10 protein-coding genes and 1 CRISPR repeat array are annotated in these 12549 nt (G+C 58.9%); of the genes, 2 read left to right on the forward strand and 8 right to left on the reverse strand.

Annotated features, from left to right (window positions below):
- Nucleotides 1-103 precede the first annotated feature (103 nt).
- The 7 genes from ACIY1O_RS14350 to ACIY1O_RS14380 all read right to left on the reverse strand — a co-directional run bounded on the left by ACIY1O_RS14350 (nucleotide 104) and on the right by ACIY1O_RS14380 (nucleotide 7318).
- Complete coding sequence (locus ACIY1O_RS14350) at nucleotides 104-979, reverse strand: helix-turn-helix domain-containing protein (protein ID WP_397475781.1); 876 nt, start codon at nucleotides 977-979, stop codon at nucleotides 104-106.
- 69 nt (nucleotides 980-1048) lie between these two features.
- A complete protein-coding gene (locus ACIY1O_RS14355) occupies nucleotides 1049-2434 on the reverse strand; it encodes an amidase (protein ID WP_397475782.1) in 1386 nt (461 codons plus the stop codon).
- 83 nt (nucleotides 2435-2517) lie between these two features.
- Nucleotides 2518-3249 carry an ABC transporter ATP-binding protein gene (locus ACIY1O_RS14360; RefSeq protein ID WP_397475783.1) on the reverse strand — a complete coding sequence of 244 codons (732 nt, stop codon included), beginning with the start codon at nucleotides 3247-3249 and terminating at the stop codon, nucleotides 2518-2520.
- Nucleotides 3246-3971 carry an ATP-binding cassette domain-containing protein gene (locus ACIY1O_RS14365; protein WP_397475784.1) on the reverse strand — a complete coding sequence of 242 codons (726 nt, stop codon included), beginning with the start codon at nucleotides 3969-3971 and terminating at the stop codon, nucleotides 3246-3248. Before ACIY1O_RS14365 ends, ACIY1O_RS14360 begins: the two co-directional genes overlap by 4 nt.
- On the reverse strand, nucleotides 3968-4969 hold the full coding sequence (locus ACIY1O_RS14370; RefSeq protein ID WP_397475785.1) for a branched-chain amino acid ABC transporter permease: 1002 nt from the start codon (nucleotides 4967-4969) through the stop codon (nucleotides 3968-3970). Before ACIY1O_RS14370 ends, ACIY1O_RS14365 begins: the two co-directional genes overlap by 4 nt.
- On the reverse strand, nucleotides 4969-5835 hold the full coding sequence (locus ACIY1O_RS14375; RefSeq protein WP_397475786.1) for a branched-chain amino acid ABC transporter permease: 867 nt from the start codon (nucleotides 5833-5835) through the stop codon (nucleotides 4969-4971). The genes ACIY1O_RS14370 and ACIY1O_RS14375 overlap by 1 nt, the downstream gene beginning before the upstream one ends.
- Nucleotides 5836-6100: 265 nt before the next feature.
- Entirely contained in the window at nucleotides 6101-7318 is a 1218-nt protein-coding gene (locus tag ACIY1O_RS14380) for an ABC transporter substrate-binding protein (protein WP_397475787.1), read from the reverse strand.
- A gap of 212 nt (nucleotides 7319-7530) precedes the next feature.
- Here ACIY1O_RS14380 and ACIY1O_RS14385 point away from each other — a divergent pair, with 212 nt between their 5' ends.
- Nucleotides 7531-7968, forward strand: a complete 438-nt coding sequence (locus ACIY1O_RS14385) for an RNA-binding S4 domain-containing protein (protein ID WP_397475788.1) — start codon at nucleotides 7531-7533, stop codon at nucleotides 7966-7968.
- Between the two features lie 71 nt (nucleotides 7969-8039).
- On the forward strand, nucleotides 8040-9689 hold the full coding sequence (locus ACIY1O_RS14390) for a methyl-accepting chemotaxis protein (protein ID WP_397475789.1): 1650 nt from the start codon (nucleotides 8040-8042) through the stop codon (nucleotides 9687-9689).
- 47 nt (nucleotides 9690-9736) lie between these two features.
- On the opposite strand, the gene aqpZ is transcribed toward ACIY1O_RS14390, so the two are convergent.
- Nucleotides 9737-10438: an aquaporin Z gene (gene aqpZ / locus ACIY1O_RS14395; RefSeq protein ID WP_397475790.1), complete on the reverse strand. Its 702-nt coding sequence runs from the start codon at nucleotides 10436-10438 to the stop codon at nucleotides 9737-9739.
- 329 nt (nucleotides 10439-10767) lie between these two features.
- A CRISPR array of direct repeats spans nucleotides 10768-12538; the repeat unit is 28 nt; unit sequence TTTCTAAGCTGCCTATGCGGCAGCGAGC.
- Nucleotides 12539-12549 lie beyond the last annotated feature (11 nt).

The following is a 12549-nucleotide window of genomic DNA, read 5'->3' on the forward strand; positions in this document are numbered from 1 at the left end:
CCGGCGTGCCGTCGGCGATCAGTTCGCCGACGTTGAGCCGGCTACGCGCTCAACAGTTTTCATCAGGGTCTTGACCGCGTGCTGGCCCTGGCCGGCCAACATGTCAGCCCAAGCGGGCACGGCGAAACATCAGGGGCGATTCGCCCACGTGCTCCATGAAGAAACGGCTGAAATTGGACGGGTCCTTGAAACCCAGGTGATAAGAGATCTCGCCTACTGATTTGGCGGAATACAACAAGAGGCGCTGGCCCTCGAGGACCAGGCGGCGGTGGGCGATCTTCAGGGGCGGTTCGCCCGCAACGTCGCGACAGGCCCTGTGTAAGGTGCGTTCGGTTACCGACAACATGGCGGCATAGCCCGCCACAGAAAGCTGCTGACGAAAATGTTGCTCCAACAAGTTACGAAATTCGTCGTATAGCCGGCGCCGCCGCTGGATATCAGCGCCTTGTGCAACGGGTTCGCGCGGGTGTTGAGCAAGATGACCCAATATACGCAAGACGTTCGCCGACAGCATTGCCCCGCGTGCCTGGGGAGCGGCCTGCAGGCGCTCGACGACTGCTTTCATGGCGGCAGCGATATCATCGAGCATGAAGGAGCCCGCCTCAAGCGCAATGACCCTGGGCTTGGCCAATGCCGACTCAAGCCAGGGTTCGCCGGCGAACTGGACCAGTTCCCGCAGATAGCCGTCGGATATCGTCAGCATGTGGCCGGAAGACCTCGGCGCATAGCGAAAGCTATGCACCACAAGCGAAGGAATAAGCACCAGGACAGGCGCTGTGAATGCTTCTTCGCCCAGGTCGAAACCGACATGCCCTCCGCCCGTTTCAATCAGCGCCGCTTGAAACAGATCGCGATGCCGGTGCGGGAAAAGCTCCCAGTTGTATTTGCGGATGCGTGTCGAAATTTTCTCGACATGCACGAAGCGGAACTCGCCGCCCGGCAGGCGGCCATCGTAGTGTATGAACGGCGGCCCCTCCATGTCTTCAATCGGCGCCGCATGGCCTGCCGCCCGAGCGGCGGCGGCCCCGGCCGGGCGGACACATATGGCTCATGGTTCGGCAAGCGACGCCGTTCCGAGCACCTGTTGCACCGCCGCGGCCGCCTCAAGAGCCTGCGCTTCGTGGAACCTGCGGCCCACGATCTGCATGCCATTGGGCAGCGCCACGCCGGGCAAGCCCAGCAAATTCACCCATGGCACGTTGCGCATCTGGTCGAACAGGCGTTGGGTCTGCTCGCGGTCAAGCATGTGGTCGAAATCGAGAGGCGGAGTCTCCATGCCGGCCACCGGGCACAAAACAAGAGGATGGTCTTCCATCCACTGGGCCACCTCGCGCTGGATCATGCGCCGCTCGGTCAAGCCTTGAATATAGCGGCGAACCTCGGAACCCAAGTTGTAGATGCCGAACATCGCTTCAATGTGTTGACGGTTGCTTTCGCCCAGCAGGTGGCCGAATTCCGGCATGCCGGTTTGCATGAGTTCGGTGCCGATGATTTCGGCCCATAGCTCGGGGGCCCGACGCGCATGTGGAATGGCGGCGTCGACCACTTCGTACCCGGCTTCGGACAATATCCGGGCGGTCTCGTCCAGCCGCGCGGCCACCGTCGGCGACACCAGCGCACCCGTCTGATCCAGCATCCGTGCGATGCGCGGCCGCTTGCCGTTTGCGCTTGAGCGCGACACCGGAACAGGCACGGTGGCCGGGTCGGACCAATGCTGGCCTGCAAGAACCGTGTAAGCCAGCCACAGGTCTTCAACGCTGCGGGCCATGGGGCCTTTGCACGACATCAAATCAACGGTCGGCGGACCATCGAAGGGCGGCAAGGTGGGTGACGACGGAGTGCGTCCCGCCGAGGGCCGTAACCCGTAAATGCCGCAGAACGTCGCGGGAACCCTGATGGAGCCTCCGTAATCCAGCCCCATACCCAATGGCGCCATGCCCGATGCCACGGCGGCGGCGTCGGCGCCGGAGGAGCCCCCCGGGCTAAGGCGGGTATCGCGCGGATTCAACGTGGCGCCATACAGATGGCTTATCGTGTTCCAGCGTATTTGCAAGTCGGGCTGGTTGCCCTTGCCCACCACGATGGCCCCGGCCTGACGCAGGCGGGCAATCGCCACCTCGTCCGTCTCTGAACGCCTGTCGGCCCAGGCGGGCAGGCCCTCGGTGTGCTTCATGCCTTGAACATCGTAATGTTCTTTGATGCTGACGGGGATGCCATCCAACGGAAGGTCGGCCCGGTTGGCATGGTTGGCGTCGGCCTGGCGCGCTTCGGCCAATGCGTCTTCGGCTCGCAGTTCGACCAGCGCGTTCAGCTTGGAGTTGACCTGATCAATACGTGCCAGATGCGCGCGCACCAGCTCTTCTCGACTCACCTCGCGACGAGCAACCAGTTCGCGCATGCGTGTGGCGGTCAGGCGCCAAAGATCGTCCTTCATTACGTCTCCTGTTGTAGTATCCACGGCGAACGGAAAAGCTTTGGGCCGGGCGCCGATGGACGTTTATGCCCAAAAGGCTAATCTCAATCGAGCTTTCCCTCAAGCCCTGCAAATTCGCCGATGGTATCGGGATCGGAAAGCAGGCCGGGATCGATCTCTTTGACGATGGCGCCCTTTTGCAGCCAGAGCACCCTTTGAGCCATGGCGGCAATAAAGCCCACGTCCTGCTCGACGACCACCACGGCCAGCGAGGTTTCCCGGGCGCGGCGTACGAGATAGTCTTCTATCTCGTCGACGATGGAGGGCTGTATGCCTTCGGTGGGTTCGTCCAGCAACAACAGGCGGGGCTCACCGCAAAGCGCGCGGGCCAAGGCCAATATCTGCTGTTCGCCTCCGCTTAAAGCTCCCCCCTTCCGGTCAAGCAAGGCGCCCAGAATGGGGAATTCGGCCGCCGCCCGATCAATTGCCAAGACGCGATCGCGTCCGACCGCCGCGGCGCCGATAGCCAGGTTTTCACGCACCGTCAGAGACGGAAAGATGTCCCTGCCCTGCGACACATAGCCGACACCCAGACGGGCTCGTTTATGGGTAGGCATCCGGGTGATATCTTCACCGTTCATGAACACGCCGCCCGCCGTGCTGGGAATATGCCCCACCAGCGTCTTCATGAGCGTGGTCTTGCCCATCCCGTTGTGTCCGAGCACCCCCACTATCTCGCCGGCCGCAACGTGGAAGCTGACATCGCGCAACACAGGTATGGCTCCGTAACCGGCGCAAAGACCTTGTACCAGCAACATCGCGTCTGGATTATTCATCTTGCCTCCCTGCCATGCTGTCCCAGGTAGGCATCGCGCACCTCGATGTTGCGCACGACTTCGTCCATGGTGTCCTCAACCAGTACCCGGCCCCGATGGAATACCGTGACTCTTTCGGCGATGCGGCGAATGAAGTGCATATCGTGTTCCACGATGATGAAGCTGCGTTCGCCGCGCATGCTTTCAAGCAACGAGATGGTGCGCTCTACCTCGCCGGCTGTCATGCCCGCGGCGGGCTCATCCAGCAGCACCAGCTTTGGATCATTGATCAGGATCATGCCCAGCTCTACCCACTGCCGATGCCCGTGAGCCAAGCTTCCGGTGGTTAGGCCGGCCTGGGCCGTCATCTGAATATGCTCGAGCATGGCATCGGCCGCTTCGGCAGCCTGCTGCGCTGACTTTCGAAAGCGGGCAGCCACCAGCAGATTCTCGCGCACGCTAAGGCCGTTGAACAGATTGGGAACCTGGGTTTTGATGCCCACGCCCATACGGGCTATGGCGAACGAAGGAAGGTTGGTGATGTCTTTTCCGTACAGGCTGATACGGCCCGAGGTGGGTTTGAGTTGCCCGGTAAGCATCTTGAAGAAGGTGCTTTTCCCGGCGCCGTTGGCGCCAATCAAACAGCGCAGCTCGCCCTCGCGAAGCTCGAAATCGACACCGGCCACCGCTGCGACACCGCCGAACGTGCGCCACAATTCGCTGGTCTGCAAAATGATGCTCATGACCGGCCTCCGGCGCCGGACCACCTGGCACGAATGCGGTCCCTGATGGACGGAACGATTCCATTTGGAACCAGCAGCACGGCGATTATGAACAAGAGGCCCAGGGCGATCTCGGGGCTGATCCGAGACACGCTGCCCAGCCAGGTGGACAAGCCTTGCACCAGGAAGCACCCCACGATGGGGCCAAGCAAGGTTCCCAGCCCGCCAAACAACACCCACACAACGGCCTGGGCGGTAAAGGAAAGCGAGAACACCGTGGGCCCGACAGACGCCCCCCAAGCGGCATATAGGGCGCCGGCCAGCCCCGCAATGGCGGCGCCTATGCAGAACACGCCCAGTTTGTAGTATCGCGCGTCATAACCCAGAAGCTCGGCCCGCAGTTCATTTTCGCGCACAGCTTCAACCACGCGGCCAAACCGGCTTGCCACGATCACGCGCAAGATCAGGTACACGGCGAGCAGCAGTAACGCAGACACGTAATACATGCCCTCGAAGGACAGCGCCGCCGACGGATCGAAGGGGACGTTCAGCGGCGGCACCCCTGGTATGCCGTTGTAGCCCCCCAGGTGGGCTTTGCCGAACTGATACGCCGGGCCCGAAGCGCTATTGATCAGGCTGAGCAGGATAAGCGGTATGGTCAATGATATGACGGCGAAGTAGACGTCGCTGATGCGCCCGAAAAATGTGAAGTAGCCCACGAGAACGGCCACCACCAGGGGCGCGGCCATGGCAGCGGGAACAGCCAGTGTGCTATCGCCCAGGTTGACGGATATCAGCGCATAGACATAAGCCCCAATACCGAAGAAGGCCGATTGGCCCAAGGCCAGGATACCGCCTATGCCCCATACCAGCCCAAGGCTTAGCGCCAGCATGGCCAGCACTGCAAACACCGTAAGGTTGTAAAGGGTATAGACCTCGGATACGAGGGGGATGCCTGCTATAAGCACCACGGCCGCGACGGCCGACAGCCAGAACGCAGGGCGAGCCAGTTCTTGCATTAGATTCCCCGCTTGAAGAACCTGCCGGTAATGCCTGATGGCAGCACACGCAGCAGCACGATGGCCGTTACCAGCAACATCACTTCGCCAAACACCGACGTGCTAAGAAAAGTGGTGATCTGGCTGACCGTTCCCAACAAGGCGGAAGATAACGCCGAGCCGGTCAGCGGCAGGGCGCCACCCAATATGACGGTGATGAAGGCCTTTGCGATGTAGGTGAGACCGCTGATGGGCAAAACGCCGGTCAACGGCGCGAACACCGCCCCCGCCAAGCCCGACACGGCAGCGCCTATGCCAAATGTGATGGAATACACCCGTTTGACATTGACGCCCAGAGCCGAGGCCATGGGTGCGCTTTGCATGGTGCCGCGCGCAATCAGCCCGAACGGGGTATGGCGCAGAAGGAAATACAGCGCCAGCCCCACCGCCACCGCCACACCGATAACGAAGAAGGTATACGTGCCTGTTTGATAAGCGCCAATGTGAACGACGCCAAACGGCGGCCTGACACCCATTTGGTAATAGCCGAATATCGCCGATGCCAGGCCGATGAGCAACAGGCTAAGCCCCCAGGTGGCAAGTATGGTTTCGACGATGCGCCCATATAGATGGCGGATGATCAGGCGTTCGATGACCACGCCGATAAGGGCCACGCACAGGGGCGCCACCACGAACATCGCCACCCAGAAATTCACGCCGGCGCGTACCGCCAGGATAAAGGCAAAGCCTCCGAGCATGAGGAACTCGCCATGGGCGAAATTGATGACGCCCATCATGCCGAACACAATGGCCAGCCCCACGCTGATAAGGAACAGGCTGGCAATAGCGTACACCACCTGTACGCCGGTAAGCATCGCTAAATCCATGATGTTTCCTTTGCAACTAGTATCGTGGCCTTAATGTCGATATGTCTTTGCCGACAGGCGGCCAAGCGGCAACTCGACAGACGGCAAGCTTGACGATGCCGAAGGCCGTCGCTGTATCGGGCCGCCTTCCCCGGATCGCCTTTCCGCCAGATCATATTCCGCCCGACCATCCGACCGCCCTACTGCCGCCCCGCCAAAACACCTGACAACAACACCCTTGCCGTTGCCAGCCCGATTGGCGGGGCCCAGGCACCCGTCCTGGCGCTTATAGCGCCATGCTCAACACGTCGCAGCTATTGTCGCCCTCGCTGACCGGCTTCACCTGCTGCCAGCTTTCAAGCACCTCGAAGCGGCTGCTGCGCACTTCGGCCAGGTACATGTCCATGGTGCAATAATGGGTTTGCGGATGCGATGCCACCTTGCCGCTGGGACCCTCGATAGAGATGCCCGCTTCGAAAGCCTGGATGACTTTCTCGCGGTCGATCGAGTCGGCCTTGCGCACGGCCTCGGCCCACAGATACATGCCCTGATAATCGGCCATGCCCAAAGAGCCAACATAGCTGTAGTCGGGAAAGCGCTTCTTGAAGCGTTCGACAAACTCGCGGCTGGCGGGCGTGTCAAGTTCGTCGTAGTAATTCTTGACGGTGACAATGCCTTCACTAACCTCGGGCGGCATGCGCATCTGTTCACCCGCATCGCCGATGGTGTGAGATGCCATTGGAATGGACTTGTTCATGCCGGCCGACGCCCATTGGCCATAGAACGCCCCGTGCGCAGGCCCGACGAAAACGTTGAACACGAAATCGGGCTTGGCCGACTGGATCTTGCTGATGGTGGGGCCGAACTTATCAACGTCGAGCGGGAACAAGTCGAAACCGACGACTTCGCCCCCGTGCTCTTTACAAATGCGCTCGGCGTCCTGGCCCGACAACTGTCCAAAGATGTAGTCGGCGGCCAGAATGTACATCTTCTTGCCGTGCTTCTCCATCATGTAGGGGATAAGATTGTCAAGCAATTGGCGCGGCGTAGGCCCGGTGATGAACATATTGCGATCGCAGGCGCCTGCGGTGCCTTCGTTGATCATGTTCATCATATAGAGCGTCTTGGCGCGGGCCAGTATCGGTCGCGCCACTTCGCGCGCGGCGCTGGTAACGGCGCCATGCACCACTGCCACCCTGTCGCGCAAGGCAAGCTGCTGTGCGTACTGGCCGTACAACTGGTTGTTGGATTGCGTGTCGTAGGTAACCAGTTCGATCTGGCGCCCCAGCAAACCGCCGTTAGCGTTGATTTCTTCGGCCGCAAGCCGCAGACACTGCGCTTTGACCGTGCCGAACAACTGCAAAGGTCCGGACAGGTCGAGCAATACGCCCACCTTGATGGCATCGGCCGCCAGGCTGATACTGGGGAATGCGAGGCCGCCCATGGCGAGCCCGGCCATCCCACCCAGGCCTTGACCCAGGAATTTTCTCCTCTCGTTGCGCATAACTTCTCCTCCTTGTGTAGTGGATGATGAAGACTGCCACGAAAGCATTAAAGCAATGGAATGCCGGAAAAGAAATACCAAAACCCGTCTACCACTTGCCGATTTCAGACATTGCGGGGTTATCCCTAGGTAGCCGGCCACCCTTGCATCGGTGGAAACCCTCATGCATCGCCCTGCAAGGCATCGGGTAAATTGGCTGTGGCGATGTCCGCATGCCTCAACCCACCAAGAAACAGGAAACCTTACGCATCATGTCCGAATCCATGCGCCTGGACAAATGGCTCTGGGCTGCGCGCTTTTTCAAGACCCGCAACCTGGCTTCCCAAGAAATCACCAAGGGCCGTGTGCAGGTAAACCAGCAAATGGTCAAACCGGCGCGCGACATCAAGCCGGGCGACAGCATCTGGGTAAAACGCGGCGATTCGACAATAACCGTGATCGTACAGGCGCTCAGCCATATACGCGGCCCGGCGCCCGTTGCGCAGCAACTTTACGCCGAAACGCCCGACAGCATTGCTGCCCGTGAAAAGGCGGCCGAGATGCATAGACTCGCGCCAGAGCCGGCCCACCACATGGAGCGCGGTCGCCCCACCAAGCGCGACAGAAGGCTCATCGATCGCCTGCGCGGCCTGGGCGACCATAAACAATAAGCGATAAACGCCGTCACCCAATAAGTAGAAGCCACTTTCCTGGCCTATTGCACTGAAGCAGATACAACAGAATGAAAATCAGCAATTTGCGTATTGGCGTCCGGCTAGGTGCCGCCTTTTCACTGATCCTCGTACTGATGATAGCCATCGCGGCCATGGCCATCTTCAGCCTGCATCATCTGGGCCGAATAAGCAACGACATCATCCACGACAACTGGGTAAAGGTGCAGACGACCAATAAGATCAACACCGCTTTGCGCGCAAGTGCTGCAGATAATATGGCGCTTTTCTTTGCCGACGGCGACGAGCGTCCAAACCTGTTGGCTCAAATCCAAGCCAGCAAGAACATCATCAATGACTCCATTGAGATGCTCGATGGCATGATCACAACGGCCAATGAAGGCAAGGCCCTCATCACTCAATTCAACCGAAGCAAGACAGGCTACTTTCAGTCTTTCGACGATATCCAGGACCATATTTCCGCATACCGAGAAAGTCAGGCAAGGCGAGTATTGCGCGACGCCACGCTTCCGGCGCTTGGCATGATGCTGCGCAATATCGAAGAGATCGAGTATTTGCAGACCCGTGCCACCCAAATGTCCGGCGACAACATGCAGAGCTTCATCCAGCGTTCAGAGATTGTTGTGGCGGCCTTGAGCCTGGTGGCGCTTATCCTGGGCGCCTTGCTGGCCTACCTCATCACCCGCTCTATCACGCGACCATTGCGCCAGGCCGTCGCCCTGGCCCGCACGGTGGCGGCAGGCGACCTGTCCAGCAAGATCGAATCGCACAGCAAGGACGAAACGGGCGAGTTGCTCTCGGCCCTTAAAAACATGAACGGCAGCTTGGTCGGCATCGTCGGCCGAGTGCGGGCCGGCGCCGAATCCATCGCCGTAGCCTCCAGGCAGATTGCCGCCGGAAACGAAGACCTGTCCGCTCGTACTGAAGAACAGGCCAGTTCCCTGACCGAAACCGCATCTTCCATGGAGCAACTCACATCCACCGTCAAACAGAACGCCGATAACGCGCAGCGTGTGCACTCGTTGGCGCTTGATGCCAATTCCATTGCGGTCGAAGGCGGCAACGTTGTCGATCACGTGGTGGGGTCAATGCAGGCCATTCATCAATCTTCTGACAAGATCGTCGACATCATCGGCGTCATTGATGGAATTGCGTTCCAAACCAATATCCTGGCGCTCAACGCCGCGGTAGAGGCTGCTCGAGCAGGCGAACAGGGCCGCGGTTTTGCTGTGGTGGCATCCGAAGTGCGCGCGCTGGCCCAACGTTCGGCGGCGGCCGCCAAAGAAATCAAGCAACTGATCGAAAGTTCGGCAAGCACCATCAACGAAGGCGGCAAACAAGCTGCGGCTGCCGGCCAATCCATGAAAGACATCGTCGACGGCATCCAGCGGGTTACGGATATCATCAGCCAGATCAGCACCGCCAGTCTTGAACAGTCAAGCGGCATCGAGCAGGTGAACCAAGCCGTCATCCAGATGGACCAAGTCACACAGCAAAACGCCGCCCTCGTCCAAGAGGCGGCGGCTGCATCGCAATCCTTGCAAGACCAGGCGGCCGAGCTCAAGAGCATCGTGTCGGTGTTTCGAATTGCCGACAAGGCCGAGCATGGCAATCAGCCCGAGCGCGACATCACACCCGCGCAATCGTCCGACGACAAGGCCCTGGGATGGAGCAAGCTTCAGCTCGCCTCAGGCACGTAAGCACGCTTTTCAGAACGGCCTACTCTTGGGCGAATATATTTGGATATTCATCGGCCTTTGTTTGGATAGAGGCCCCGATAAACAATCGCCCCCAATGCTCCACCAACCAATGGGGCCAACCAAAATAACCAAAGCTGGTCAATCGCCCAAGTTCCCTGGAACAAGGCCACGCCCGTAGATCGCGCAGGATTAACCGAAGTGTTCGTAATTGGGATGCTTATAAGGTGGATCAGGGTAAGCGATAGGCCGATGGCAACCCCGGCCAGTCCCGCATGACCATTTTTGTGAGTGGCGCCCATTATGATGAATAAAAAGAACGCGGTAAGGACAATTTCCGCTATCAACGCCGCGGCAAGGCTATATTGGTCAGGTGAGTGTTCCCCATAGCCGTTCGAGGCAAACCCGCTCACCGGATCAAACCCCGTTTTGCCGGTTGCGATTAAATAAAGCACAGCGCCGGCCAATATGCCACCCACCACTTGCGCCACAACATACGGAAATAGCTCGCGGGCGGGAAAACGCCCGCCGGCAACCAGACCAAGCGTAACCGCCGGATTGATGTGGCAACCAGAAATATGCCCAATGGCGTAGCACATGGTCAGCAAAGTCAGGCCAAAGGCCAGCGCCACGCCTGCAAAACCAATGCCCAACTCTGGGTAAGCCGCGGCAAATATTGCACTTCCGCAACCCCCGAATACCAACCAAAAAGTACCCAGCGACTCGGCGGCGCACCGCTTTACTAAAGACATGACATTATCCTGTTATGGTTTCAGTACGTTGGAGTCTATCGATTAAAATGACGAATCGCTACAGGGCAAACGCAAACAATTGTCAAGCTGCGCATCCCCAGGAATTGGTGGCAGCGCCAGCGCTTCATGGACGTGCACTCTCCCGTGACTCAGATTCAAGGAGGCATCCCCGACGCGATTTCCTTGTCGATGTAGGAAACGGCGCTAAGCCAAATCGCTGAAAGCGAAATCATCGTGTATTGCGATTGCCCCAATGATGTATCGGCCGCCGCCGTCTTTATCGCCACCAGCCCCTCGGCCCAAAGACGCTCAGCAGAGCATTGTTTACTTTTCTAAGCTGCCTATGCGGCAGCGAGCGAGCAGAGGGCAAGCCGGTCGATTTCATTCCATTTCTAAGCTGCCTATGCGGCAGCGAGCTCAGCTCGAAGTCGATTTCGCAAGACAGGAATTTTCTAAGCTGCCTATGCGGCAGCGAGCGACACGGCGAGCCTTTTCTCGCATACCTGAACTTTTCTAAGCTGCCTATGCGGCAGCGAGCGGAAGAGACATGCCGAATAGTATCAAGCGTCATTTCTAAGCTGCCTATGCGGCAGCGAGCCAAGCCCTTGATATTCAGCCCGAAATGCAAAATTTCTAAGCTGCCTATGCGGCAGCGAGCAAGCTGTGGCCGATGCTCAAACGAAGGGGTATTTTCTAAGCTGCCTATGCGGCAGCGAGCGCTAGAAGTAGGACGATGGTTAGTATCCACATTTTCTAAGCTGCCTATGCGGCAGCGAGCTAGCAAGGTGTGGCGCCGATGACGATCATTGATTTCTAAGCTGCCTATGCGGCAGCGAGCCCGTTTGAGGTCTATGCCAGGCTGGAGGAACATTTCTAAGCTGCCTATGCGGCAGCGAGCAACGGCGGACTTCGCCGCGGCGGATTGATCACTTTCTAAGCTGCCTATGCGGCAGCGAGCTGCCAAAGCGATGTCGCTGCCCGAGTCGGATATTTCTAAGCTGCCTATGCGGCAGCGAGCCTTCCCTCCCATTCGCCGTGCCGGTTCTTGTCTTTCTAAGCTGCCTATGCGGCAGCGAGCTATCGCTGCGTGGCGTACTGCTAGTTGTTGTTTTTCTAAGCTGCCTATGCGGCAGCGAGCCTTGCCAAGCATGAGCGCCTGCATATCACTATTTTCTAAGCTGCCTATGCGGCAGCGAGCTTGCTCCTGAGCCGTTCGCCGCTCTTCTGCCATTTCTAAGCTGCCTATGCGGCAGCGAGCACAGGCTGCCCCGGCGTTGGCCTTGCTGGCGGTTTCTAAGCTGCCTATGCGGCAGCGAGCTCACGGCGGACGGGTACGGAACCAACTTCAGCTTTCTAAGCTGCCTATGCGGCAGCGAGCATTAGGGCGGCAAGCATCGGCGTGATTGGATTATTTCTAAGCTGCCTATGCGGCAGCGAGCCAGCGGGAAATAAAGACCCCATCAATCCGTTATTTCTAAGCTGCCTATGCGGCAGCGAGCCACGGCGATGGTTGCGTGGTTCCTTTGGGATTTTTCTAAGCTGCCTATGCGGCAGCGAGCTTGCTCCTGAGCCGTTCGCCGCTCTTCTGCTATTTCTAAGCTGCCTATGCGGCAGCGAGCACAGCGCCGTTGTGAAGTGGAAGACAGCGGCATTTCTAAGCTGCCTATGCGGCAGCGAGCGATCAACCGCAGACGGAATCTGAAGACAGCGATTTCTAAGCTGCCTATGCGGCAGCGAGCCGTGGTAATTGACCTGCACCACACACGAATTATTTCTAAGCTGCCTATGCGGCAGCGAGCTGCGCTGATTCGGTTTAAGTGGTTGCGCACATCTTTCTAAGCTGCCTATGCGGCAGCGAGCAGATAGGCCCTGCTGCTTGCCGACTGGCGTTATTTCTAAGCTGCCTATGCGGCAGCGAGCGCAAGTCGTCATTGCATGGCCCGCCGCTGAATTTTCTAAGCTGCCTATGCGGCAGCGAGCGTGATTTGGCTTTCGTCCATCCCTTTCTTTGTTTTCTAAGCTGCCTATGCGGCAGCGAGCGCCTTCTGCTCCGCTTTGCCGTGATCGTTAGTTTTCTAAGCTGCCTATGCGGCAGCGAGCGCTTCGATGGC

Source organism: Pusillimonas sp. (assembly GCF_044464525.1).
In the GTDB taxonomy this organism is placed as follows: domain Bacteria; phylum Pseudomonadota; class Gammaproteobacteria; order Burkholderiales; family Burkholderiaceae_B; genus Pusillimonas.

Bases quoted from the DNA above. Each gene is read 5' to 3' on its own strand.
- ACIY1O_RS14350 (WP_397475781.1), bottom strand. From the start codon at position 979: ATGGAGGGGCCGCCGTTCATACACTACGATGGCCGCCTGCCGGGCGGC.
- ACIY1O_RS14355 (WP_397475782.1), bottom strand. From the start codon at position 2,434: ATGAAGGACGATCTTTGGCGCCTGACCGCCACACGCATGCGCGAACTG.
- ACIY1O_RS14360 (WP_397475783.1), bottom strand. From the start codon at position 3,249: ATGAATAATCCAGACGCGATGTTGCTGGTACAAGGTCTTTGCGCCGGT.
- ACIY1O_RS14365 (WP_397475784.1), bottom strand. From the start codon at position 3,971: ATGAGCATCATTTTGCAGACCAGCGAATTGTGGCGCACGTTCGGCGGT.
- ACIY1O_RS14370 (WP_397475785.1), bottom strand. From the start codon at position 4,969: ATGCAAGAACTGGCTCGCCCTGCGTTCTGGCTGTCGGCCGTCGCGGCC.
- ACIY1O_RS14375 (WP_397475786.1), bottom strand. From the start codon at position 5,835: ATGGATTTAGCGATGCTTACCGGCGTACAGGTGGTGTACGCTATTGCC.
- ACIY1O_RS14380 (WP_397475787.1), bottom strand. From the start codon at position 7,318: ATGCGCAACGAGAGGAGAAAATTCCTGGGTCAAGGCCTGGGTGGGATG.
- ACIY1O_RS14385 (WP_397475788.1), top strand. From the start codon at position 7,531: ATGCCTCAACCCACCAAGAAACAGGAAACCTTACGCATCATGTCCGAA.
- ACIY1O_RS14390 (WP_397475789.1), top strand. From the start codon at position 8,040: ATGAAAATCAGCAATTTGCGTATTGGCGTCCGGCTAGGTGCCGCCTTT.
- aqpZ (WP_397475790.1), bottom strand. From the start codon at position 10,438: ATGTCTTTAGTAAAGCGGTGCGCCGCCGAGTCGCTGGGTACTTTTTGG.